This window comes from Mesorhizobium sp. 113-1-2 (assembly GCF_016756475.1).
GTDB lineage: Bacteria > Pseudomonadota > Alphaproteobacteria > Rhizobiales > Rhizobiaceae > Mesorhizobium > Mesorhizobium loti_C.
In genome coordinates this window covers 2,941,860-2,965,011 of sequence record NZ_AP023242.1, presented here as the reverse complement: position 1 = coordinate 2,965,011, position 23,152 = coordinate 2,941,860, and the positions used below count along the sequence as shown (strand labels likewise).

The 23,152-nt window shown below is 60.0% G+C and carries 28 protein-coding genes and 2 pseudogenes; 18 read left to right on the top strand and 12 right to left on the bottom strand.

Annotated features, from left to right (window positions below):
• Nucleotides 1-96: 96 nt before the first annotated feature.
• Nucleotides 97-282 (bottom strand): annotated as a pseudogene (locus JN279_RS14235) (hypothetical protein); the annotation flags it as partial.
• A gap of 27 nt (nucleotides 283-309) precedes the next feature.
• Nucleotides 310-1,587 (bottom strand): NRAMP family divalent metal transporter, encoded by a 1,278-nt coding sequence (locus JN279_RS14230; protein ID WP_096448887.1) that lies wholly within the window; start codon nucleotides 1,585-1,587, stop codon nucleotides 310-312.
• A 208-nt stretch (nucleotides 1,588-1,795) separates the two neighbouring features.
• Between JN279_RS14230 and JN279_RS14225 the strand changes: the two genes are divergently transcribed.
• From JN279_RS14225 to JN279_RS14215, 3 genes are all read left to right on the top strand, one after another.
• Nucleotides 1,796-2,707 (top strand): DNA-binding protein, encoded by a 912-nt coding sequence (locus tag JN279_RS14225; protein ID WP_244734583.1) that lies wholly within the window; start codon nucleotides 1,796-1,798, stop codon nucleotides 2,705-2,707.
• Nucleotides 2,707-3,144 (top strand): DUF3775 domain-containing protein, encoded by a 438-nt coding sequence (locus tag JN279_RS14220; RefSeq protein ID WP_096448889.1) that lies wholly within the window; start codon nucleotides 2,707-2,709, stop codon nucleotides 3,142-3,144. The genes JN279_RS14225 and JN279_RS14220 overlap by 1 nt, the downstream gene beginning before the upstream one ends.
• A 361-nt stretch (nucleotides 3,145-3,505) precedes the next feature.
• Complete coding sequence (locus JN279_RS14215; protein WP_096457677.1) at nucleotides 3,506-4,045, top strand: Hsp20/alpha crystallin family protein; 540 nt, start codon at nucleotides 3,506-3,508, stop codon at nucleotides 4,043-4,045.
• 144 nt (nucleotides 4,046-4,189) lie between these two features.
• Here JN279_RS14215 and JN279_RS14210 read toward each other — a convergent pair whose 3' ends face one another.
• Nucleotides 4,190-4,387, bottom strand: coding sequence for a hypothetical protein (locus tag JN279_RS14210; RefSeq protein ID WP_202353073.1), 198 nt, complete (start codon nucleotides 4,385-4,387; stop codon nucleotides 4,190-4,192).
• Between the two features lie 129 nt (nucleotides 4,388-4,516).
• Between JN279_RS14210 and JN279_RS38820 the strand changes: the two genes are divergently transcribed.
• Nucleotides 4,517-5,026: a hypothetical protein gene (locus JN279_RS38820; protein ID WP_342216372.1), complete on the top strand. Its 510-nt coding sequence runs from the start codon at nucleotides 4,517-4,519 to the stop codon at nucleotides 5,024-5,026.
• Between the two features lie 18 nt (nucleotides 5,027-5,044).
• Here JN279_RS38820 and JN279_RS14200 read toward each other — a convergent pair whose 3' ends face one another.
• Entirely contained in the window at nucleotides 5,045-5,215 is a 171-nt protein-coding gene (locus JN279_RS14200; RefSeq protein WP_202353072.1) for a hypothetical protein, read from the bottom strand.
• 287 nt (nucleotides 5,216-5,502) lie between these two features.
• On the opposite strand from JN279_RS14200, the gene JN279_RS14195 reads away from it, so the two are divergent.
• The 5 genes from JN279_RS14195 to JN279_RS14175 all read left to right on the top strand — a co-directional run bounded on the left by JN279_RS14195 (nucleotide 5,503) and on the right by JN279_RS14175 (nucleotide 12,444).
• The gene (locus JN279_RS14195; RefSeq protein WP_202353071.1) at nucleotides 5,503-6,057 is read left to right on the top strand and encodes a Spy/CpxP family protein refolding chaperone; all 555 of its coding nucleotides are present in this window, start codon (nucleotides 5,503-5,505) and stop codon (nucleotides 6,055-6,057) included.
• A 64-nt stretch (nucleotides 6,058-6,121) separates the two neighbouring features.
• On the top strand, nucleotides 6,122-6,769 hold the full coding sequence (locus tag JN279_RS14190; protein ID WP_202353070.1) for a hypothetical protein: 648 nt from the start codon (nucleotides 6,122-6,124) through the stop codon (nucleotides 6,767-6,769).
• A 704-nt stretch (nucleotides 6,770-7,473) separates the two neighbouring features.
• Nucleotides 7,474-8,541, top strand: a complete 1,068-nt coding sequence (locus JN279_RS14185; protein ID WP_096448899.1) for an HlyD family secretion protein — start codon at nucleotides 7,474-7,476, stop codon at nucleotides 8,539-8,541.
• Nucleotides 8,538-11,330 (top strand): ribosome-associated ATPase/putative transporter RbbA, encoded by a 2,793-nt coding sequence (gene rbbA / locus JN279_RS14180; protein ID WP_202353069.1) that lies wholly within the window; start codon nucleotides 8,538-8,540, stop codon nucleotides 11,328-11,330. The genes JN279_RS14185 and rbbA overlap by 4 nt, the downstream gene beginning before the upstream one ends.
• A 1-nt stretch (nucleotide 11,331) precedes the next feature.
• Nucleotides 11,332-12,444, top strand: coding sequence for an ABC transporter permease (locus tag JN279_RS14175; RefSeq protein WP_202353723.1), 1,113 nt, complete (start codon nucleotides 11,332-11,334; stop codon nucleotides 12,442-12,444).
• A 113-nt stretch (nucleotides 12,445-12,557) separates the two neighbouring features.
• Here the strand turns inward: JN279_RS14175 and JN279_RS38925 are convergent.
• Nucleotides 12,558-12,905: pseudogene (locus JN279_RS38925) on the bottom strand (NnrS family protein); the annotation flags it as partial.
• Nucleotides 12,906-13,094: 189 nt separating this feature from the next.
• Nucleotides 13,095-13,931: a universal stress protein gene (locus JN279_RS14170; protein WP_202353068.1), complete on the bottom strand. Its 837-nt coding sequence runs from the start codon at nucleotides 13,929-13,931 to the stop codon at nucleotides 13,095-13,097.
• Nucleotides 13,932-14,095: 164 nt separating this feature from the next.
• Here JN279_RS14170 and JN279_RS14165 point away from each other — a divergent pair, with 164 nt between their 5' ends.
• The 3 genes from JN279_RS14165 to JN279_RS14155 all read left to right on the top strand — a co-directional run bounded on the left by JN279_RS14165 (nucleotide 14,096) and on the right by JN279_RS14155 (nucleotide 15,835).
• Nucleotides 14,096-14,494 (top strand): c-type cytochrome, encoded by a 399-nt coding sequence (locus tag JN279_RS14165; protein ID WP_202353067.1) that lies wholly within the window; start codon nucleotides 14,096-14,098, stop codon nucleotides 14,492-14,494.
• Nucleotides 14,495-14,692: 198 nt separating this feature from the next.
• Entirely contained in the window at nucleotides 14,693-15,340 is a 648-nt protein-coding gene (locus tag JN279_RS14160) for a helix-turn-helix domain-containing protein (protein ID WP_202353066.1), read from the top strand.
• A gap of 111 nt (nucleotides 15,341-15,451) precedes the next feature.
• Nucleotides 15,452-15,835, top strand: coding sequence for a hypothetical protein (locus tag JN279_RS14155; protein WP_244734580.1), 384 nt, complete (start codon nucleotides 15,452-15,454; stop codon nucleotides 15,833-15,835).
• A 129-nt stretch (nucleotides 15,836-15,964) separates the two neighbouring features.
• On the opposite strand, the gene JN279_RS14150 is transcribed toward JN279_RS14155, so the two are convergent.
• The 3 genes from JN279_RS14150 to JN279_RS14140 all read right to left on the bottom strand — a co-directional run bounded on the left by JN279_RS14150 (nucleotide 15,965) and on the right by JN279_RS14140 (nucleotide 17,461).
• The gene (locus tag JN279_RS14150) at nucleotides 15,965-16,264 is read right to left on the bottom strand and encodes a DUF982 domain-containing protein (RefSeq protein WP_096448912.1); all 300 of its coding nucleotides are present in this window, start codon (nucleotides 16,262-16,264) and stop codon (nucleotides 15,965-15,967) included.
• A gap of 140 nt (nucleotides 16,265-16,404) precedes the next feature.
• Complete coding sequence (locus JN279_RS14145; protein ID WP_096448914.1) at nucleotides 16,405-16,914, bottom strand: Hsp20/alpha crystallin family protein; 510 nt, start codon at nucleotides 16,912-16,914, stop codon at nucleotides 16,405-16,407.
• A 79-nt stretch (nucleotides 16,915-16,993) separates the two neighbouring features.
• The gene (locus JN279_RS14140; RefSeq protein ID WP_096448916.1) at nucleotides 16,994-17,461 is read right to left on the bottom strand and encodes an Hsp20 family protein; all 468 of its coding nucleotides are present in this window, start codon (nucleotides 17,459-17,461) and stop codon (nucleotides 16,994-16,996) included.
• 237 nt (nucleotides 17,462-17,698) lie between these two features.
• Between JN279_RS14140 and JN279_RS14135 the strand changes: the two genes are divergently transcribed.
• On the top strand, nucleotides 17,699-17,950 hold the full coding sequence (locus tag JN279_RS14135) for a hypothetical protein (protein WP_096448918.1): 252 nt from the start codon (nucleotides 17,699-17,701) through the stop codon (nucleotides 17,948-17,950).
• A gap of 199 nt (nucleotides 17,951-18,149) precedes the next feature.
• Here JN279_RS14135 and JN279_RS14130 read toward each other — a convergent pair whose 3' ends face one another.
• The 3 genes from JN279_RS14130 to JN279_RS14120 form a co-directional block, all read right to left on the bottom strand.
• Nucleotides 18,150-18,464: a DUF982 domain-containing protein gene (locus JN279_RS14130; protein ID WP_096448920.1), complete on the bottom strand. Its 315-nt coding sequence runs from the start codon at nucleotides 18,462-18,464 to the stop codon at nucleotides 18,150-18,152.
• Between the two features lie 321 nt (nucleotides 18,465-18,785).
• On the bottom strand, nucleotides 18,786-19,055 hold the full coding sequence (locus tag JN279_RS14125; RefSeq protein ID WP_096448922.1) for an usg protein: 270 nt from the start codon (nucleotides 19,053-19,055) through the stop codon (nucleotides 18,786-18,788).
• A 22-nt stretch (nucleotides 19,056-19,077) separates the two neighbouring features.
• Nucleotides 19,078-19,566, bottom strand: coding sequence for a hypothetical protein (locus tag JN279_RS14120; protein ID WP_244734578.1), 489 nt, complete (start codon nucleotides 19,564-19,566; stop codon nucleotides 19,078-19,080).
• Between the two features lie 196 nt (nucleotides 19,567-19,762).
• Here JN279_RS14120 and groES point away from each other — a divergent pair, with 196 nt between their 5' ends.
• The 5 genes from groES to JN279_RS14095 all read left to right on the top strand — a co-directional run bounded on the left by groES (nucleotide 19,763) and on the right by JN279_RS14095 (nucleotide 22,729).
• Entirely contained in the window at nucleotides 19,763-20,077 is a 315-nt protein-coding gene (gene groES, locus JN279_RS14115; RefSeq protein WP_096448926.1) for a co-chaperone GroES, read from the top strand.
• A gap of 55 nt (nucleotides 20,078-20,132) precedes the next feature.
• Nucleotides 20,133-21,761, top strand: coding sequence for a chaperonin GroEL (gene groL, locus JN279_RS14110; protein WP_064982207.1), 1,629 nt, complete (start codon nucleotides 20,133-20,135; stop codon nucleotides 21,759-21,761).
• A 58-nt stretch (nucleotides 21,762-21,819) separates the two neighbouring features.
• On the top strand, nucleotides 21,820-22,050 hold the full coding sequence (locus tag JN279_RS14105) for a hypothetical protein (RefSeq protein ID WP_019859969.1): 231 nt from the start codon (nucleotides 21,820-21,822) through the stop codon (nucleotides 22,048-22,050).
• An 84-nt stretch (nucleotides 22,051-22,134) separates the two neighbouring features.
• On the top strand, nucleotides 22,135-22,455 hold the full coding sequence (locus JN279_RS14100; protein ID WP_202353722.1) for a DUF982 domain-containing protein: 321 nt from the start codon (nucleotides 22,135-22,137) through the stop codon (nucleotides 22,453-22,455).
• Between the two features lie 25 nt (nucleotides 22,456-22,480).
• Entirely contained in the window at nucleotides 22,481-22,729 is a 249-nt protein-coding gene (locus JN279_RS14095) for a DUF982 domain-containing protein (RefSeq protein ID WP_202353064.1), read from the top strand.
• The last annotated feature ends 423 nt before the right edge of the window (nucleotides 22,730-23,152 follow it).

Here is a 23,152-nt window from a genome sequence, read left to right as displayed (position 1 = left end):
CCCTCGACAGAGGGTCACATTGATCTGGCTCAACAGTTGGCGACTTTCGCTTGCCCTGCTGTCAGCGGCCGTCCTGTCGGTTGGAGACGTCGCTGCTCAAGCGGGAACGGCCTTGCATTCAGCCACCGGCTCGCGAACGGGCTTAGAAAGATCAAGCACCATCCGTCCCTCAACCTTGCCCGCCTTGAGGTTCGCGAAGATCGTGTTGATGTCCTCAAGACGCGCCTTGGTGATTTCGGCCTTCACGCACAGACGCCCGTTCGGCATGAACGCACCGGCGTCTATGCAGGCACGGCTCCATGCCCTTTGTCACAGCACGAAAAAGCCAATTGAAGCCAAGGCCATCACCGCCGTGGCGAGCGCACCGCCGAGAGCCATCCAGCGCGGCAAGGTGAGATGGCCCATGATCCGGGGGTTCATCGCGATCATCATCATGATCGCCATCAGTGGAGCGGCCAAAACTCCGTTCACCACAGCACTCCAATAGAGCGCTCTTATGGGATCCATGCCGACAAAAGTCAGGGACACTCCACCGAGCGTTGCGACCGCAATCGTGCCATAGAAGGCCTTGGCATCTCGCGGGGGCCGATCGAGGCCTTCGGGCCAACGAAACATCTCCGCGACGGCATAGGCGGCGGAGCCGGCAAGCACGGGGATGGCAAGCATTCCGGTGCCGATAATCCCAATGGCGAAAACGGCAAACGCAAACTCCCCGGCGACCGGCCTGAGCGCTTCGGCCGCTTCGGACGAAGTCTTGATCTCGGTGATCCCGTTGGCATGAAGCGTCGCCGCAGTGGCGATGATGATGACGATGGCCACCAGGTTGGAGAAGCCCATTCCGAACAGTGTGTCGCCCCGGATGCGCGACAGCTCCGGCCCGGCAGCGTGAGAGTTGGCGCCCAGCCGTTGACGATGTTGCCTGTGCTGCTCCTCGACCTCCTCCCCGGCTTGCCAAAAGAAGAGGTAAGGACTGATTGTCGTGCCAAGAACGGCAACCAGCGCCATGGCGTGATCGCCGTCGAAGACGATCTGCGGAACCAGCGCACCATAGAGCGCCACGCTCCAGGGCACACGGACTGACAGCACCACCGCCACATAGGCAAGCAGGGACATGGTCAGCCATTTAAGCACCATCACGTAGCGCCGATAGCTCACGAAGATTTCCAGGAAACTGCAAATCAAAGCGAACAGCACCGCATACAAGGACTGCGGGCCACCCAAGAGCAATTTAAGCGCCGCCCCCATGGCGCCGAGGTCGGCGCCGATGTTGATGACGTTGGCGACAAGCAGCAGAAGAACGGCGAAACGCAGCAGCCAGGGCGAGTAGTGTCGACGCAGATTGCGCGCGATACCTTGGCCGGTTACCGCGCCGATCCCGGCACTGATCCCTTGAGTTACAGCCATCAGCGGATAGCTGAAGAGCATGGTCCATGCGAGCGTGTAGCCGAATTGCGCGCCCACCTGACTATAGGTGGCGATACCACTTGGATCGTCATCAGCCGCGCCCGTGATCAGGCCTGGGCCCAAGCTTCCAAGAAAGTTGTAGGGTCGGCGGCGCGTGGTAGCCGATGCGTCTGACGGTTCCATCGAATGGTTCCCCTCACTCTTCTCGTCACGCGAACCGAACTCACCGTTGCCGCGCCGAGTTGTTCCGAGCCTTCGAGCGCGAAGAAGCACGTATTTTCTTCTATCCGGTTTCGAAGTCCGATCGATTGATGCGGGTCAAGGATACGAAGCGTCGAATGGCATAGGAGGGCCAAATCGACACTCTTGAACTCCTGCGCCGAGGAAAGTCATGCCGGAGCCGCTGCAGATCGTGACGCCAAACCCGGGCATAGAGCCAATGACGACGATGGCGGCCACACCAATCCCCGAGAACATCGGGGTGGCAGGAAAATTCCGGGATTTTTCCGATCTCCTCGACAGCCAGGGGGCCGACGGCTTCCGCGCACGGGCCTACAGAAGGGCGGCGGATGTCGTTTCCAGGCTGGAACGGCCCGTAAGCGAAATCCTGGCAAAGGAGGGACGCGACGGCCTCGTCGCCCTTCCGGCCATCGGAACAGGTATAGCTGGGGCGATTACCGAGATGGTTGCAACCGGGCGCTGGTCCCAACTGGAACGGCTGCGCGGCGAGATGGAGCCGGAGGCGCTGTTCCGCTCAATCCCCGGAATCGGACCCCGATACGCGCACCGCCTCGCCGAGGATGGGCAGCTCGAGACCCTCGAAGACCTGGAGAACGCGCTCCATAGCGGCGCACTTCATATCAAGGGTATCGGTCACAGGCGCAAGGAGATGCTGGCGGCAGCCCTCGCCGAGCGGCTCGGCAGGGTTCGGCTGAGAACGACCCATCAATCTCAACCCTTGCCGCCAGTGTCGATGCTGCTCGAGGTCGATCAAATGTATCGCGAAAAGGCTGCGGCCGGCGCGCTTCGCAAGATTGCACCGAAGCGCTTCAACCCGAAAGGCGAGGCCTGGTTGCCGGTGCTGCATGCGCGCCATGACAATTGGCATTTCACGGCGTTCTTCTCGAACACCAGGCTGGCGCACGAACTGGCAAAAACGAGCGATTGGGTCGTGATCTATTTCCAGGCCGACGGCCAACCGGAGGGACGGTGCACTGTCGTCACCGAAACAAGGGGGCCGAGCGCCGGCATGCGCGTCGTCCGGGGACGGGAAGACGAACAGCAACTGAAGGAAACGGTATGATGGCTGCGAGCAGCATTGGCGACGGCGAAACGGAACTCGAAGTTCCGCTCGAAACAGTATGCTTCATCATCATGAAGGCGCGCGAGTTCGATGCCAAGGATCCGGTCACCGAACCCAGCCCCGCCTCCAATCCGTCCGACGACCGGTCCGCCGCGATCCTGGAGGATCATGACGACGACCCGGTTCTCGAAGAATTGCAGTCGCTGATTTCCGATCTTTCCGTCGACGCACAAATCGACCTGGTAGCCCTGATGTGGCTGGGTCGCGACGACCAGTCCGCCGACGAGTGGCAAAGTGTTCGCCAGCAGGCAGCTGACGCGCACAACGAGCATACTGCCGACTATCTCTGTGGGACACCGCTGCTTGCAGACCATCTCGCCGATGGTCTTTCGACACTCGGCTACTCCTGTGTCGAATATGAACGCGAGCACTTTTAGTCATCACAACGCGCTAAGCTTGCTGGCGGACGGCGTTCGATGTCGCCCGCGCACGATCCCTTGATGGCATCGCCATCGGGGCTCCAAGCGGAAGACATTTTCTGACGCCATTGATCCCGATCAATGAGCCGCTCCTTTGCAGGGGCTTTGATGCTGTTCTTGCCAGGCTGAGCTAGATTTGGCGACGCGGGCGCGATGACCTGCGGCAAAACCGCGGATTCGCGAAGCAACGGACCAGTTCGGCGACGACACTTGGCAAGCGGGTCCGCTGACCTCCGGCTCTAGCGCCTCTTGGGAGACCTAAGGTGGAAGGGTGGAGGCGGCGGCACCTGCCTATCAACTCACCTTCAAGGAGAAGACCATGGCTGAAGCTGCCACCAAACTCCCCGTCAAGACAGAGAAGAGCACTGCGCCGACGCCAGCCGGCAACTGGACCACCCCGTTCGAAAGCCTGCGCCGCGAAATCGACCGGCTATTCGACGACTTTCACCCGTTCGACTTCCGCCTGCCTTCGACCCGCTCCCTGTTCGGTCATGAACTGCCGTCCCTGCGCAATGCGGGCTGGTCGGTCGCGCCGGCCATGGATCTCGTCGAAAAGGACAAGGAGTATGAGATCACGGCCGAACTGCCCGGCATCGACGAGAAGAATGTCGAGATCAAACTCTCCAATCACACGCTGACGATCAAGGGCGAGAAGAAGGAAGAAAAGGAAGAGAAGGACAAGGACTACTATCTGTCCGAGCGCCGCTACGGCTCCTTCCAGCGTTCCTTCCAGGTGCCTGAAGGCGTCGACACCGGCAAAATCGATGCAAGCTTCAGCAAGGGCGTGCTGACGGTGAAGCTGCCCAAGACCGCCGAAGCCCAGAAGGCCGAGAAGAAGATCACGGTCAAGGCCGCGTAACAGGCATGGTGACCCGCTTGTCTCAGCGCGTCTGTCCGGCGCGCTGAGACCTTCTCTAAAGGACGATACGTCAAACTGCGTTTGGATGGTACCTAGTCCGGGTACCGAGACTGTTTCGACCCGGGGCCGGTTTGCCGCATCATATCAACGCGATTGTTGGACGACCCTTCCTGGTTTGCCGGGCGCGCCGGACTGATCGCGAGCTTGGATTTCGGCTATCTCAAGCTTCTTCTGCTCCAACGCCAGCAAGCCTTCGATGACACGCCTTTGTTCGGGATCTGTCTCGCGCGCGAGCAAATCCTGAAAGTGGGCAATGTTGGCACGCGCAATAAAGCGGTCCATGACATTCCTTAATTGCCAAGATAACGACATCCTACTCCTAAGTGCGGGCCGCTCAAAGCCATTTACGCCAACGCAGGTTCGCTGCGGCTGGCTAGGTGAAACCCCGTAAGGATCAAACCGAATTTCGCAATGTCAGACATTGCGCCATTGATGTCATCAGAGGCAGATCGTCGTTTCGATCTTGGTGAAGTCAGCTTCGCCACCGAGAGTTCTCCCGCGCGTCTCACCCCCCAAAGCAGGGGAGACACGATCGAACGTGCCGGACCTGCACAGCAGCGAGATGATGAAATGGCAGACCTTGCGGAACGTGGCAGCCCAACTACGGGAAACTCGACTACTGATCGCCGTTTGGAAGGCATTCACGTAGCCGGCAAGCAAGATGCCCGGTCTTTGGATTTGACCTGCGTCAAGGACGCTTTGGCCGTTCCTTCCAAAAATGAATCCATGTGGCAACCAATATCGACCGCCCCTTTTGATCGGGATTTGGAATTGGCCGTCATGGACGGGGATGGCGTTCACGCCCTCGTTTTTCCCTGCAGGCGCATACTGACAGGCTGGACCAAGTCGGCCACGAAGGAACGGGTGGACATCTCACCTACCCATTGGAGAACGTGGAAACCTGACAAGACAGATGTTTAGCGGCATTGCCGCGTTTTTCTATTTGTTGCTGTGCCCGTTTGTTCCCTTGTCGGCCTCCTCGGCCTTTCGGAGCTTTTCTTCTTCTTTCTCGAGCAATTCAAGCAACGCCTTCCGCTTGAGCTGATCTTGCTCCTCTGCCAGGCGCTGGCGAAAATGCTCGATATTCAGGCGCGCGATCCCCTTATCCACTCGTCACCTAAGCAGCCGCAACGGCTTCCCTGTTCGTCTGTGCAGTCACATATCATAGCCAAATCGCCCGCGTCTAATCCCGCCGGGATACGTCAGTTCCACAAAGGCATGCCTCAGATGGCGCGGGGCTTCCGTGGCTTCAAACCACCCTCTTACGCAAGCTCCCCCGAGCAATCCGCACCTACGGCTATGGCCGTATCGACGGCACTCGTTGATGCAGGTCAAGGCCATCAACGCCACCCTGTGATTTCTTTGACACTTGGAATTCGCTGTGAAGGAGACGACCGATGTTTAATTTGCGCAGCAGTGTTGTCGCCGGCCTAATGCTGAGCCTTGTCGCGATGCCGGTTGTGGCCGGAGCTGAAGACAACGATTCTGGTTGGTGGCCTCGTTGGGGTATGGGCCGGATGATGATGGGTCAATGGGGCATGGGCGGCCCGATGGGTGGCTATGATTCAGACGAGATGCTCGATCGGATCGACGGACGCCTCGCCTTCCTCAAGACGGAACTGAAGATTACCAACGAGCAGACGCCCTCCTGGGACGAACTTGCCGGCATCATCCGTAGCACGGCCGAGTCGCACAACGCGTTAATGCAGGGCATGCTCAAAGAATTCCAGGACGGTGAGTTCTTGAAGAAGCCCCTGCCCGAGCGACTGGCCTACCAACAGACCCATCTCGAAGCGCGTCTGGAACAGGTAAAGACTGTCAGGGCAGCAGTCGAAAAACTATACGCAAAGCTGAGCGATGAGCAGAAGCAGGCGGCTGACGAGATTGTCCTGCCTATGATGGGTATGGGCATGGGGCGCTCGGGCTTCGGTCCTGGAATGATGTTCAGATAACCTCCATTGCGTCCTGATCGTGTAGTGCCCTGAAGGAGTTGGATAATCGCGGAGGAACTGACGCATGTTCGTCGCACTTCGCCTTGTGGCCGGGCTAGCTTTGCTCGGCATCAACCAAGCCGCCGGCTCGACGATCTTTCCGACGGGGGTCGTCTACAGCAATTGGACTGACGAGAGCGAAGAGGCCAAGGTGTGCGAGATCGTCCTCGACGTCAGCAACCCGCCATCGCGGGAAGTCGTCAAGTTCATCGCGCTTGCCGGTTACAACAAATTCGACGGGACCGTTCTGGCCGGCTTTCTCATGGCTGCAGCCGACATCACGACAGCCGACAAATATCAAATAGCGCGGATTTCAGGCGCTGCATTCAGCTCCCGCACATTCAACTCGCTCGGCCATTTAGATTACGAAATCTATGACGACGGTACAGTCATGGCGACGACACAAGATCCGCTTCTCGCTATTACTTTCATTAACGCGGTGATTTTCGGAACTTACGAACTGCGTTTTGCGCGCCCAGATTCAAACGCCGAGATGCGAACCTACAAGATTGCATCCGCTCCAGGGGAACCCGTAACCAGCAATTTCATGCACTGCATGGATCACCTCGCTGTCGAGTCCCACCGCACTCAATCAGATGCATCGACAAAAGGAAGCCCGCTGCCGGAGGGAGGTGGCAGCGGGCTCAGCATCGCGACGGATCAGGGAGGATAACCGTCGCTTGCCCATGTCAGGGAGGACATGGGCACCCTAGAGACAGGAACATATTCCTACCATTCAAGGCAGACGTTTCGATTTTTGAGAGACCGTTGTTCGCCGCTTCAGCTTCGCGGAGGAGCTCCGGCAATTTTGGCAGTAGCCGCGACATGACGGTCGAGGCGTTTGAGATATGGCGCTGATAACTTCGTCATGAAGTTCAGCGCCCAAATATGCCGCAATCGCCGTCGCGTTGAATGCGATCGCATCCGAGTTGCTGTCAGGGTGTGTGACAAGAGGGAGAAACGCCCGCAATTTCACGGGTCAAAATCTTGATTGGATCGACGGCAAAGAGTGGCGCCGTCGAAGACCCACAGTTAGGCCTTATCGGCCACGAGCCATTGATATGGCTCAAATCGGCCAACTTGAGGCAACACCTAAGCGCCGCGGCGAACGATGTCGGCGTCCAGGCGCGGCCCACGATTGACGCGGATCAAGGCCGTCGCGGCTGCTCTCTGTTTTGGCTTCGTGAAAATCAGCCACCCCAAGCGGAGTCTCGCCATGGTCGACATCACATCAAGCCCCGAACAAATCAGATCCGCTTCGCCCGAACTGCGGCGACGGCTGGGGCACGAGGTCGCGCGCGTCCTTGTGGAGGAAAACGCCCTGAATCCGGAAAGAGCTTTTCCGAAGCCGGCCGGTGCCGCGGGAGCCCTTCGGTGATGAACTCTCGGCGGACATGGCTGATCGCCGGCCTTCTGATCGCTGTTGGCGCGGGTGGTTACTACGCATGGCAGAAATCCAAGGATGACGATCTGCCGGAAGGCATAGCGAGCGGGAACGGCCGCATAGAAGCGGTCGAGATCGACGTGTCGACGAAGGCGCCGGGCCGGATCAAGGAAATCCTTGTCGATGAAGGCGATTTTGTCAAAGCTGGCGAAGTGCTTGCCCGCATGGACACGGTGCAGCTGGAGGCCCAGCGCCGTCAGGCCGGAGCCCAGTTGCAACGCGCTATGATCGGCGTGGAGACCGCCAATAGCCTGGTAACGCAGCGCGAAGCCGAAAGAACGGCCGCGGCCGCGGTCGTCGCGCAGCGCGAAGCCCAATTAGACGCCGCCGAGCGCACGCTGGTGCGCACTGAGCAGCTTGCCACCAACAACACCATTTCCCAGCAGGTCCTCGACAACGACCGGGCAACCGCGCAGGGAGCAAAGGCTGCGGTGGCTGCGGCACAAGCTCAGCAAGCAGCAAGCGATGCCGCTATCAACGCGGCAAAGGCTCAGGTCATCGACGCCAAGGCGGCGGTCGACGCTGCCCAGGCCGCGATCGAGAGCATCGACGCCGACATCGACGATTCCACGCTCAAGTCTCCGCGCGACGGACGGGTGCAGTACCGGGTGGCGGAGCCTGGAGAAGTCCTGTCCGCCGGTGGGCGTGTGCTCAATCTCGTCGATCTCGGCGACGTCTACATGACCTTCTTCCTGCCCACGGCCCAGGCAGGCCGTGTGGCGATCGGCACGGAGGTCCGCCTCGTGCTCGACGCAGCCCCGCAATATGTGATCCCTGCCAAGGCTACCTACGTCGCTGACGTCGCCCAATTCACGCCAAAGACAGTCGAGACCGAGGAAGAGCGCCTGAAGCTGATGTTCCGGATCAAGGCGCAGATTTCACCGGACCTGCTGCGCAAGTACATCCAGCAGGTGAAGACCGGCTTGCCGGGCGTGGCCTATATCCGGCTGGATCCGCAGGTTGCGTGGCCGGCCAAACTCCAGGGAAAGCTCGCTCAATGACCGCGTGGCCGAGCGCCACCGCAAGTCTTCCCTCACGGCCGGTCGCACGGCTGGAAGGAGTCGGCCATTCCTATAGCAGGACCCGGGCGCTCGACGGCATCACCTTGGACATACCTGCCGGCTGCATGGTTGGCCTGATCGGGCCCGACGGCGTCGGCAAGTCCAGCCTGCTTTCCTTGATCGCGGGAGCGCGGGCAATACAGCAAGGACGCATCGAGGTGCTTGGCGGCAACATGGCCGACGTCCGCCATCGGCAGACCACGTACCCCAGGATTGCGTATATGCCGCAAGGCCTCGGCAAGAACCTCTATCCGACGTTGTCCGTCTTCGACAACATCGACTTCTTCGGCCGCTTGTTCGGGCATAGCCGGGATGAGCGGGAGCGCCGCATTGGCGAGCTTCTGCAGAGCACGGGGCTGGCGCCCTTCGCTGCCCGACAGGCAGGCAAGCTTTCCGGTGGCATGAAGCAGAAGCTCGGCCTCTGCTGCGCCCTTATCCATGATCCCGACCTCCTGATCCTGGACGAGCCAACGACCGGTGTCGATCCTCTGTCGCGTCGTCAGTTCTGGGAGCTGATTGACCAGATCCGCCGCGGTCGCACTGGAATGAGCGTCATTGTTGCAACCGCCTACATGGAGGAAGCCGCCCGATTCGACTGGCTAATCGCAATGGACGGAGGCCGCGTGCTGGCCTCTGGATCGCCGTCGGAGCTGCTTGAGCGGACTGGCGCGCCTGACCTCGACGAGGCCTTTATCGCACTCCTTCCGCAGGAAAGGCGGGACGGCCATCAACAGGTGGTGATCCCGCCCCGATCCGCGGACACCGGCGACGAAGCTGCCATCGAGGCGGAACATCTCACCATGCGGTTCGGCGATTTCACCGCCGTCGACGACGTGAGTTTCCGTATCGAGCGGGGCGAGATCTTCGGCTTCCTGGGCTCGAATGGCTGCGGCAAGACGACCACCATGAAGATGCTGACCGGTCTGCTTCAGGCAAGCGAAGGCAAGGCCCGGCTCTTCGGACGCGAGATAGACCCGAACGACATCGAAGTTCGGCGGCGCGTCGGCTACATGTCGCAGGGATTCTCGCTCTATTCCGAGCTGACGGTCCGTCAGAACCTCGAGCTTCATGCCCGGCTCTTCGGCCTGGCTCCAGACGCCATCCCACAAAGGATCGCGGAGATGGCGCAGCGCTTCGATCTCGCCGGCCATTTGGATGCGCTTCCCGATGCCCTGCCGCTCGGAATCCGGCAGCGCCTGTCGCTTGCCGTGGCGATGATCCACTCCCCCGATATCCTGATCCTCGACGAGCCCACATCCGGTGTGGACCCGGTCGCCCGCGACGGGTTCTGGCAGATCCTCTGCGAGCTATCACGCAAGCAGAACGTCACGATCTTCGTCTCGACACACTTCATGAACGAGGCGGAACGTTGCGACCGCGTTTCGTTGATGCATGCCGGCAGGGTTCTTGTCACCGATACGCCGGCGATGATCGTCCAGAAGCGCGCGGCGCCGACGCTTGAGGAGGCTTTCATCCGCTATCTCGAGAGCGCGGCCGCAGCGAAGCAGACCGCACCGCCGGATGCCGGGACTGAACCGGGACACGCCACCGGCGCGCCGGAAGGGTGGACGAAGCATCCGCAGGAAAAGCGTGGCAATCGCTTCTTCGATCCCCGCCGTATGTTCGCCTATACGCGGCGCGAGGCGCTCGAACTCCTGCGCGATCCGATCCGCGCCACGCTCGCCATCGTCGGCACGCTCATCCTGATGCTCGTCGTGGGTTACGGCATCAACATGGACGTGGAGAATATGACGTTCGCCGTCCTCGATCACGACGATACGGCAATCAGCCGCGACTACGTGCAGCAAATCGCCGGCTCGCGATACTTCACCGAAAAGGCGCCTATATCGGACTACGCCGATCTTGACCGGCGCATGGAAGACGGCGAACTCAGCCTGGCGATCGAGATTCCGCCCGGCTTCGGTCGCGACCTGGCGCGCGGCCGCAACGTCACCATCGGCGCGTGGATCGACGGCGCCATGCCGACGCGTGCCGAGACCGTGCGCGGTTACGTCCAAGGCATGCACGCAGGCTGGCTTGCCCAGAAGGCACGCGAGATCTATGGCGACGCGGCCACGGTCGGTGATTTTCAGCTGGCGATCCGCTATCGCTACAACCCCGATGTCCGGAGCCTCGATGCTATTGTTCCGGCAGTGATCCCGATGCTTCTCTTGTTAATACCGTCGATGCTGGCCGTGCTGAGCGTCGTGCGCGAAAAGGAACTCGGCTCGATCATCAATTTCTACGTCACGCCGGTCACGAGGTTCGAGTTCCTGCTCGGCAAGCAGATACCCTATGTCGTGCTCGCGATGCTGAACTTCCTGCTGCTGACAGCCTTTGCCATCTTCATCTTTGGCGTCCCATTCACCGGCAGTTTTCCAACCTTCGCCGCCGCCGCGTTTCTCTATGTCATCGTCACGACGGGGATGGGGCTGCTGCTCTCGACTTTCATGAGCAGCCAGATCGCGGCGATCTTCGGAACCGCGCTGATCACGATGATTCCGGCCTCGCAATATTCGGGCATGATCGATCCCGTCTCGTCGCTCCAGGGCGTGGGTGCCTTCATTGGCCAGATTTATCCGATGACCTATTTTGTCATCATCTCGCGTGGCGCCTTCTCAAAGGCACTCGGCTTTGACGACCTTTCCAGCGCGTTTTTGCCACTCGTCATCGCCATCCCCGTGTTGCTCGGCCTCGGAGCGGCACTTCTCAGAAAACAGGCCCGCTGAAATGCGTTTCGCCAACATGTTCCAGCTCGGCATCAAGGAACTGCGCGGTCTCGCGCGGGATCCGATGCTGCTCGTGCTGATCGCCTATGCTTTCACCTTGGCGATCTACACAGCGTCCAAGGCGATGCCGGAAACCCTCAATCGCGCGCCGATCGCGATCGTCGACGAGGATCAGTCGCCGCTGTCCTCGCGCATAGTAACCGCGTTCTACCCTCCCTTTTTCACGGCGCCCCGGCTCATCTCCCAGCCCGAAATGGACAGGCGCATGGATTCCGGCATGGACACATTCGCGCTCGATGTCCCTCCGAACTTCCAGCGCGATCTCCTGGCCGGCAGATCGCCCACGATCCAGCTCAATATCGATGCGACCCGCATGTCGCAGGCCTTCACCGGCGGGGGATATGTCCAGTCGATCGTATCGGGGGAAGTGAGTGAATTTCTGGATCACCATCGCACCGAAACCGTGCTGCCTGTCAATCTTGACTTGCGCGCGCGTTTCAATCCCGAACTCAACAAGGGATGGTTTGGCGCCATCACCGATGTGATTTCCTCGATCACCATGCTCTCGATCATCCTGACCGGCGCGGCACTCATCCGCGAGCGCGAGCATGGAACGATCGAACACCTGCTGGTCATGCCGGTAAAGCCGTTCGAAATCATGATGAGCAAGGTCTGGTCGATGGGTCTCGTCGTGCTGGTGGCTTCCGGCCTGTCGCTGGTCCTAGTCGTGCAGGGCCTGCTCTCCGTACCCACGCACGGATCCGCGCTGCTGTTCATGACCGGAGCCGCCCTGGACATATTCGCCATGACCTGTCTGGGGATCTTCCTTGCGACCATCGCGGGCTCGATGCCGCAATTCGGTTTGCTGCTGATGATGGTGCTTCTGCCGCTTCAGTTGCTGTCCGGCGGCGTCACGCCGCGTGAGAGCATGCCTGAGATCATCCAGGCCATCATGTTCGCCGCGCCCAATACACACTTTGTCATACTGGCCCAGGCCGTCCTGTTCCGCGGCGCTGGCCTGAGCGTCGTCTGGCCGCAGCTTGCGGCGTTACTGGCCATTGGCACTGGGTTATTTGCCTTTTCGCTTCGCCGCTTTCGCCAATTCCTGAGATAGGCTCGAAGCAGCCAAGGTTTCGTTCCGTAATCAGCGCCCAGCCACGTTTGCGGTATGAGCATTGTACGGAAAGCCATGAGAAACAGGCCGAAGCCGGCAACCCACAATGTGCCTGCAAGGCTCGTTGAAACTGGGCCGTAGGTGGGCAGAAATTCGACCAAGAGGTGCGACAGGCAGCAAATTGTCATCGCTGCGAACGCACCTGTCGCCCGAACCGAGGTCTCGAAGGCGCGGCGGCGGCTGTGCTTGCGGATCATGCTCGCCATGATGGCGAGAGCCATCGTGCCGATGGCGCCGATCGTCCAGGCATGAACGGCAGCCGCCTGCCCCAGCCTTGCAGGCGCGAAAATGTGGATCGCCAGAAGCCCGAAATCGACGGTGATCCAGCCGTACCCAATATGAAGAGCGAAAACTGACGACGACGCCACCATTCGCCACCCTTTCCACTGGGCGACTCGCATCACCGGACTGCAGGCGGCAAGAGCGCAGGCAAGGCCGGTGAGTTGTACCCTGCGGCGCAACAACCCACGAACCACCTGCGCCTGCGGACCACTCGACACATGTATTCTTTCGGATTTCGATCGAGAACGTGTCAGGTCGCGAAGCGAAAGAGCATACTATCTAGCTGTCGCGGCACACTGGCCGTGCTTTCATCGCGCCATCAAGACCGGCAGCGATTGATCCTGAAGCATTGACTTGGTGGCGCCGCCGAAAATCCGCTCGCGCAACCGGGAATGGCCGTAAGCGCCCATCACCATCAGCTCGGCACTGCTGTCGACCGCGTGCTGGCGAAGAACATCGGCGACGGCATGGTTCGCACTCGGCAGGCGGTCGACTGTTACCTTCACGCCATGCCGGGCGAGGTAGGCTGCGGCATCAGCTCCGGGTTCCTGACCGTGGTGGTATTCGTCCTCCACCGGATCGACCATGACGAGACGCACTTCGTCGGCGCCTGTTAACATATCGAGTGATTCACGGACGGCGCGCGATGACTCAAGACGAGCATCCCACGCGACCATTACCCGCTTCGGCTTCAGTGTCGGCCGAACTCCCGGGGGAACGATCAGCAGCGGCTTCCCGGAAGAAAACAAGGCGCCCTCGATCACCTTGCCTTTCAGCGTCTCGTCAGCGAGCAACTCCGGCCCGATCACCGTAATGTCGGCGTAACGTGCACGGCGACCAATTCTTTCGTCAGCCCAGCCAATTTCAGGATATTCGCTGGAGACATCGGCCGAAAGCGCCCTGCCGGCGAGAAAAGCCGACACGTCAGTCACTCGCTTCTTCAAGAGCCTCTCATCGGCGTGCCGCTCCTTCAGCCAGTCTTCCGAAACGATTGCCGCATACTCTCCGACTGGCGGCGGCGCGGCGATGGCCACAGCAAGAACGGCAAGATGGGCACCAATTTCGTCGCAAAGGTCGGCAGCGAGGTTGAGATCGCCGTCGCTCATATGCGGCCCCGTAACCGTAAGGATCGTCCTGAAAGCCATGGCAGTAGCTCCTGATCTCGGCCAAATTCCACGTCGACGATAGCCAGACCGTTCGGCGTGCTCATTGCGCTGAATCAAAGACTATGCGGACGCCCAATTGATCCGGATCAATGTGTCTGCGAATAGACTCGGTAGGCTCAGCCGATCAATCGGCGGATGCGCACATGAGATTTCTGATCGCAGCAGCTATCGCGGCCATGGCCTGCGAAGCGTCCAGAGCGCAGGAAATGAGCTACGGCCAGGCAGAATATCTGAACTCCTGCGCCGTTTGTCACGGCATAGATGGCAAGGGCGACGGTCCGTTGCGCGACCTGCTGGTCAAACGACCGGCCGACCTGACCCATCTTTCCGAACGCAATGGCGGGACCTTTCCCTATTCGAGGGTCTTCGCAACGATCGACGGTCGCTATGCCGTGTCAAGCCATGGCAACCGCGAGATGCCTGTCTGGGGTCGTGAATTCCTTGAGGACGATGCGAAAACCTACGGCCCTAGCGGCGGCGAGGTTGTGACCACGGAACGCATCCACAACCTTGCGGGTTACGTCGCGACGCTGCAGCATTAGATTTAGGCAGTGCAAGATCGCCAAAATGCCCTGATGAGCGATGGATTGTGCACGTTCGAGGCATGCACCGACCATTATCAACATACTCCACTGCCGCCTCGGCCAAGCGCTAGGTAGTTTCCCGTAGGGATATAACCGAATTTCGCCCCCTGCGGATTCGCGCGATTGCTGTGTCACGGAACAACCGGGAAAACAGCCATGCACGCCTACACGAGCTCCAGAATCTCACTGCCGTCGCATTCTGTGCAACCAAGCCTGCCGGACGCGTTCGACCCAGCACCGCTGCAGCCGGTCAGCTTTTTTCCCGCCGGCGCTGAAATTTATGCTCAGGGCGAGAAGGCCGGTGCTTTCTACCAGGTCGAATTCGGCGCCGTGCGCATCTACCGCCTGCTTGCCGACGGTCGCCGGCAGATCAGCGCCTTCCACCTCGCCGGCGAGACCTTCGGCTTCGAAGCCGACTCGACGCATCATTTCTTCGCCGAAGCGATCAACGCCACCGGAGTTCGCGTCTTCCGCCTGGCTGCCGGAGCGGACATGTCCCGTCAGTTGCTGCCGTTGGCGCTCAAGGGCCTGACGCGCGCGCAGGAACACCTCCTGGTCCTCGGTCGACAGAACGCCATCGAACGTGTCGCCGCCTTCCTGGTCGACATGGCCGAGCGCCAAGGCGGCTTGCGGCAGGTCGAGCTGCCAATGTCGCGCATGGATATTGGCGATTATCTCGGCCTCACCATCGAGACCGTGTCGCGGGTCTTCACCCGGCTGAAGGACAAGGGCGTCATCCGCCTGCTCAACCTGCGCAGCATCGAAATCGTCAAACAGGATGTGTTGCAGACCATGGGCGAATGAGGGTGCCTGCCAGCTCAAGAAGACGACAATGACGCCGCAGAACCGGCCTCAGTTCAAGGGCCAGATGACGACGGAAACACACTTACCACCCATACCGGCTTTCGTTTCCAAGTGCGCTGCGCTCGCCCTGAAGATGAGCCAACGCTGGCCGAGTTCTTCACCCATGTAACGCCTGACAACCTGCACTTTGGCTTTCTCGGCGGAGTGAAGGAAATTTCGCACGAGCGGTTGGTGGCGATGACGCGTTGCGACGACGCTCATATCCATAATTTTCTGGCCTTCTCGACCGACGGGATGCTGATCGCCATTGCGACGCTGGCAAGCGATCGAGCCGACCGAACCGGCGAGGTTGCGATCTGCATTCGCGCGTGTCGCAAGCATCTGGGCGTTGGCTGGGAGCTGCTCGCTTATATCGCGAAATATGCCGAAGAACTTGGCCTAGAGGTCGCTCACTTCTCTATTCCGCAGATGCGTCGAAGAATAATTGTGGCGTGAAGCAGCCGTGATTTGCCGCCTCATTAGATGGGTATTTTGGTGGGTCGTTCCGTGTGGTTCCGCTATCGACCTCGTCCAGTCCAATTTCACTGGCCTATACGCACCCTAGAGAAAGTCCTGAACTGAAGGTCAGAGACTGCGCCCAGAAACGGACAGCTTTTGATCAGCCCCGGCCAGTGGCGAAAAATCGGATCTGGCCAGCACCCCGGCTATCCTGGCAAAGCTGACAAATGCCTGTCGCGCCTCTTCGGTTGTCATCTGCTCGGCGATTGCGGCGTTGCAGCTCCTCACCGCGCAGTTGTATACCGGCCCCCGACGGGCCTTCGGCCATTGATTCAAGTATACGAGCGCCTCCCGCACCGATCCGATGTCGTGTCTCACGTCACCGGTCTTAACCTGCACGGGGGCAAGGAAAGCCAGACTGGTCATTTGTTAACTCCCTGGGGTTGCAAGGTTGATTCAGCATCCCATGACGGCTCTTTCATTTGAGTCTGTTGGACGTCATTTGACCATCCTCGCTATCTGCGAAGGCCGGGGCTTCATCGAGCCCCGGCCTTGCTTCGCGACCGTCATTTGTTGCCGTTGATTGCAATGCGCTTGGCGTTTGCCTGCGCCTTTTTGGACTTGGGCAATGTCACGGTGAGCACACCGTTCTTGAACGTCGCCGCCACCTTGTCGTCTTCAACCTCACGACCGAGACTAAAGCGCCGCTCAAAACGCCCATAATAGCGTTCGCTGAACTGGCGGTCCTTGTCCTCGGTCTCCGCCTTCTTCTCGCCGCGAAGTGTCAGAACACCATCATCCAACATGACCTCGACGTCGTTTTCATCGAGGCCAGGGATTTCGGCCGTCACCCGGATTTCCTGATCGGTTTCCGAGAACTCCACGCTTGGCCAAGTGCCGTTGAGAGGGGCCATGCGGCCCAGCGCCGAAGGCGTGTCAAAACCGCGGAACACCTCATCGAATAGCCGGTTGACATTGCGGTGCAACGACAGGAACGGATCCATGTCGTCACCGCGATAAAGGCTCGGTGCCTGGCTGCTGCCACGGCTCCAGGGAAGCAAGTCACGTACGCTCATTTGATCGTTCTCCTTTCCGTGTTAGGTCGCACCCGGACCCCACCCACGACAGGACGGGGTGCGGGCCGACCGCCAAAGATCAGGCCGCTGCGCTTTCAATGCGCTTGGACGCCGCCTTCTTGTCGGTCTCGACATTGATCGCGATGCGGCGCGGCTTCATCTCCTCGGGAATTTCTTTCTTGAGGTCGATAGTCAGCAGACCGTTTTCGAGCTTTGCCCCGACAATGGTCACATGATCGGCTAGTTCGAAGCGGCGCGCGAACGACCTCAACGCCAGGCCATGATGGAGGTACTGAACCTCGTCGTTCTCTGTCTTGGCGCCCTCGATCACGAGCATATTTGGCTCCTGCGTGATCGTAAGCTCATCTTCCCCGAAACCGGCGACCGCGAGGACAATGCGGTAGGTGTCTTCGCCGAGCTTGGCGATATCATAGGGCGGCCAGTTGTCCGCGTTCTGTGGCGGGCTGGCGTTTTCGAGCAGGTTGAAGATGCGGTCAAAGCCGATGCTCGACCGATAGAAGGGGGAAAAGTCCAGGTTCGTTCTCATAACTACATCCTCCTTGGAGCAACATAGGTACGAGGGAACGCCAAGAAGCATGGCGCTCCCTGACACATCGGCCCCTTGTGCGGCGACCGACGAGGGATGAGTTGGGAATTGACTTCCGCTGCGTCAAGAGGGACCGCCAAGGCAGTTTCGCGACCGCCTTCGAAATGGCTGGTGGCAAGCGCTCCATCGAATACCCATCTGCTTCGCAGGTATTTCGAACGGAGGAAAAGGATGCCCATGACACGCCAAGAGGTTGTCTCGGTCCTCGGACCCGTGGACAACGCGACGATTGCGGAAATCATCGCGTCCGGTGCCTCGCTTGAGGAGTTGAGAGAGGCATGGGCCTGGGCCTTCGGTGACGAGGCGTTGATGAGCCAGGGACGACCGCTGCCGGGAACAAGGGTGGCAGCGCTGATCGACCTGATCGACCCCGACGACGAAGCCGACCTGGTGGATCCGGCCCAAGGGGACCCGGGCGCCGGCCATTAAATGGTGAAGATGCCGTCTATGGCTTCCCATTCAGGCGGACGCGCTCTTTCGTGCGATCTGCTTGGCAAATTGTTTGTGCCGAAGAAGTTATCCGAAATGTATGAACAGGCAACAGTAAGGGGCTTGGCTTTCCCGCGCCCGTTGCCCCCGGTGACGCGCCACTCTGATGCTGCGGCGGCAGATTACCGCCGCAGTGAATTCAGCCGTCACTTTCCATAAGATGGTCTGCATTGCCGATCTTCGGCCCTGTCATCCACGGCGGCGCTACGGGCACGTCCTCGATGACACCGACCCTGCGTGCCCAAGTCGTAAAGGCCTTGTTCGCCGCCTCGACGGACTTCCGACCATCGTAGGCGGAGTAGCATGCATCAGACGCTGCTGCGTGGAGGAGGCCGCGCCTTTCAACCGGCCATTCTTCGAGAAACTCTATCGCATCCATGACACAGCCGATCTTTTGGACACCGTAGCCGTCGTCTCTTACGAAAACCGGCTGTTTGAACGTCGCACTTTCCATTAGTGACCTCCCTTCAAACCGTGGGTAACTGATCCTGCCTCACCGTGTGCGGCGACGATGTCAGTTCCCGGCAAACCCATGCCGGCGAGCTTGGCACAACCAGGACGGAACCGGCATCTCCAAAGAAAATCGTTTCCATGCGATCCTTCCGCTCCTGTTCGACATCCGGCAAGCGCACTCGGCACGTAGGAAAAAGATTGGAAACACGTCTTTTCAGTTCAAGGGGAGCTGGCGAGACGTGCGGCATCTTTATGAATCGGATGCCGGCAACTACAAAGGAGCCTGTCCTATTGCCGCTTGGCGGGTCCGGCCCGGGTCCGGCTATTGAACTGTGAAGATGCCGTCGACGGCCTTCCATTCGGAAGGCCGGATCAGGCGGTGATGGGCGACGCGCACGGAATGCAGCGCGCCTTCGAGTTCGCGCTCCCAGTAATCCAGAAACCCTTTCAGGGTTGGGAATTCCGGTGCAAGATCGTATTCCTGCCAAACGTAAAGCTGCAAAAGGCTTGGATGATCGGGAAGGTGGTAGTGGATCTCCGCAGTTGTGAGACCGTAGCCCTCCATCTGCAGTCGGAATTCCCTGCTGACCATGCGTCTCTCCTATCGCGCGCGTTCAGGCATCAAGTCTTTGCGGGCGATCTCGGACCCGCCGCTCCTTGAGGTCACAGCCTACCTCGGCGCGACTATCGTCCAGTCGGCGAAGGGCATCCATGACGGCGTCGAACGTCACCGGGTTCGAAGCACCAGGTGGTTTTCGCAACGCAGGCATGGATTCGACGGCGCAAGCATCCGACGCCCATGATGCAAGAATGGCGCGCTTTTCCAGAATGTCGAGCGTGCGATCGAGCACCACCTCATCGGGGTGATTAAAGTGCCGCGCCGGGAACAGCAGGCGGTCAAGCGAAGGATCAGAGGCCTCAGGGGCGATCAAGGGCATTTTCGACAAGGTTCGTTCCATCGATGGTCTCCGTTTCCTGACAATCTCCTTGGCACCGTTGGTGTTGCAGTGATCCCTTTCGGGACTCCAACCGCAAAAAATTTCGATGAGTTCGGGTCGAATTTCAAGACCTGAAATCGCGTGTCCCAGCGAAAATAGCTTCATGAATTCATGTCCCTAGCACTCTCAAATGCAGAGTGCCAAAATTTTTCCGGCGAGCCCTTGAAACTCGAAAATGCCAAAACTAGCTCGATATGCGCGCGATGCCTGAGGAAGGGGTCGCGACGCCCTGCACCGGCCCGATATTGCCGGTCCGGTGTGGAGGAACCTCAAAAATCTGTTTGTCCTGAAGGAGAACGACATGACGTTCCGTCCATTGCACGATCGTATCCTGGTTCGCCGCATCGAGGCCGAAGAGAAGACGGCCGGCGGTATCATCATCCCCGACACTGCCAAGGAGAAGCCGCAGGAGGGCGAAGTCATCGCCGTCGGCCCGGGTGCGCGCGACGAGAGCGGCAAGCTCACGCCGCTCGATGTCAAGGCCGGCGACCGCATCTTGTTCGGCAAATGGTCCGGCACCGAGATCAAGCTCAACGGCGAGGACCTGCTGATCATGAAGGAAAGCGATGTGATGGGCGTGATCGAGCAGACCGCGGCGGTCAAGAAGGCCGCCTGACAGAGGCTCCAACCGCAATCCAGTCAATGAAGCTGCCTATTGAAGGAGTGATCCAATGGCTGCCAAGGAAGTGAAATTTCATTCCGACGCCCGTGAGCGCATGCTGCGCGGCGTCAACATCCTCGCCGACGCGGTGAAGGTGACGCTCGGCCCCAAGGGCCGCAACGTCGTCATCGACAAGTCGTTCGGCGCCCCGCGCATCACCAAGGACGGCGTCACCGTCGCCAAGGAAATCGAGCTTGAGGACAAGTTCGAGAACATGGGCGCGCAGATGGTCCGCGAAGTCGCTTCGAAGACCAACGACATCGCCGGGGACGGCACCACGACCGCGACCGTTCTCGCGCAGGCGATCGTCAAGGAAGGCGCCAAGGCCGTTGCCTCGGGGATGAACCCGATGGACCTGAAGCGAGGCATCGACAAGGCCGTCGAGGCGATTGTCCAGGAGTTGAAGACCAACGCCCGCAAGGTGACCAGAAATGATGAGATCGCCCAGGTTGGCACCATCTCGGCCAATGGCGATGCCGAGATCGGCCGCTTCCTTGCGGAAGCGATGCAGAAGGTCGGCAATGAGGGCGTCATCACAGTCGAGGAAGCGAAAACCGCGGAAACGGAGCTGGAAGTCGTCGAAGGCATGCAGTTCGACCGTGGCTACCTCAGCCCCTACTTCATCACCAACCAGGACAAGATGCGCGTGGAGTTGGAAGAGCCCTATGTGCTGATCCACGAGAAGAAGCTGTCCAATCTGCAGGCGCTGCTTCCGGTGCTGGAGGCTGTTGTGCAGTCGTCCAAACCGCTGCTGATCATCGCCGAGGATGTCGAGGGCGAGGCGTTGGCGACGCTGGTCGTCAACAAGCTGCGCGGTGGCCTCAAAGTCGCCGCCGTCAAGGCGCCCGGCTTCGGCGACCGCCGCAAGGCGATGCTGGAGGACATTGCCATCCTAACCGGCGGCACCGCGATCTCGGAAGATCTCGGCATCAAGCTTGAGAATGTCACGCTCAACATGCTGGGCCGCGCCAAGAAGGTGTCGATCGAGAAGGAGAACACCACCATCGTCGACGGCGCCGGTTCGAAGGACGAGATCCAGGGCCGCGTCAGTCAGATCAAGGCGCAGATCGAGGAGACCACCTCCGACTACGACAAGGAAAAGCTGCAGGAGCGGCTGGCAAAGCTCGCCGGCGGCGTCGCCGTCATCCGCGTCGGCGGCTCGACCGAGGTCGAGGTCAAGGAACGCAAGGATCGCGTCGACGATGCCATGCATGCGACGCGCGCTGCGGTCGAGGAAGGTGTGTTGCCAGGTGGCGGCGTGGCGCTTCTGCGCGCCGCCAAGGCACTGGACGGCGTGCAGGCCGAGAATGAGGACCAGAAACACGGTATCGAGATCGTGCGCCGCGCGATCGAGGCGCCCGTGCGCCAGATCGCCGAGAACGCCGGCGCGGAAGGCTCGATCATCGTCGGCAAGCTGCGTGAGAAACCGGAGTTCGGCTGGGGCTGGAACGCACAGACCAACGCGTTCGGCGACCTCTACAACGAGGGCGTCATCGATCCGGTGAAGGTGGTGCGGACCGCACTCCAGGATGCGGCATCGGTTGCCGGCCTGCTGGTAACGACGGAAGCGATGGTTGCCGAGAAGCCGAAGAAGGAACCCGCCGTTCCGGCAATGCCGGCTGGTGGCATGGACTTCTGATGGTAACGGCTGTGTCCGCGCCCGGTGGGCGCGGACACCCTGACAAACGGGTAGAGCCATGAACGTGATGAACTTGAACGTAATTCCCCCGCCGTCGCGTGCGGCCACCGACCTGAACTACGAAGCAGACCTGAAGGTTGCGCTTGACCCGATACTGGTCGAGTTGCTCGACAGAGCAGAGGCCGCGGGTTGGGACCGGCGCAAAGCGGCATACACGGTGATGTTTCTGGCCGCGCGGAATCTTACCGACAGCAAAGGCCCTCCTGGAAACGGGAGTTCGGCAGGCTAAGGCGCGACGCACGCAATCTATCGCGCACGGGCCGTGGGAACGGCTTCCGATCGACTGAGCCAATCACGTGAAACGGAGGAAAACATGAAACACAATCAATTTCAGCATCCCGTGAGGGTGCTCGTGGGTCTTGGGTTTCCGACCAACATTCAAAGCGTAAAAGACGCCTTTGTCCTGCTGGATGAATGGCCGCCATCGAAGCGAAACCCTGCTCATGGCGTCGCGCTCAATGCCTGTCGGGCAGCCCTCGCCGGCGAGGTGGATGCCGAAACCGCTCGCAGCACTTTTGTTGCCTTCGCCCGCCGCATGGATCTGCTTGTACCAGACGCAGGCGACATCGTCGCGGCCAAGGCAGTCGGCACCTTCGGAGCCGCTTCGACAGGCCCCTACAACAAGTCGATGTAGTCGGTCCGTGGGAGCGGAGAAAGCCATGAGGTATATTCGATTTTCCGAACCAGTGAGACTGCGCGTGAGACCCTCAAGGGAGCGGGTGGTTGCCAGCAGTTGGGAAGCACTTGAGTGCCTTCATGACCAATGGCCAGAATGGGCGAGAGGACCAAGCTATCGAGCTGCCTGCCGCACTTGCCGCGACTCCTTGGACGGATGGCGGGCTCCGCAACAAGCAAGAAGGGCATTTTTGAAGGCGGCCCGTCGTGCAGGTTTGGTCCAGGCCTCATAGTGAGCTCAGCGCCGAGGCAAGTCTTTGCTTTGCGAACGACGCAATCTGAACGATCGCACGCCTCCGTCGGACCGGCAAGGAGCGGATATGACCCGGTGGCCGACGTCGGAACCAGCGTAATTGCACGTCGTTGCCGCCGTCTACCGCAAGCATCGTTCCCAAGCCTTTCGAAACGGCGAGTATTGAGCTACGTGTGACGAGTGCATCAATGAGACGGACAAGACTGACGAAAAGGCCCAAAATCATTTCGCCTGGACTTACGTCTCGGCCGCATCAGGGGCACTCTCGCGGGCAGCTGCCGCTCGTCACCGATCAACACTAACAATGGCGCAAGTCTCAAGCATTCCTGCTCCGCCTACAATTTCGTCGCAGGCTGGAGACCCTCAAGAACCTCAAACCCTTTGAATACATTTGAAAAATTTG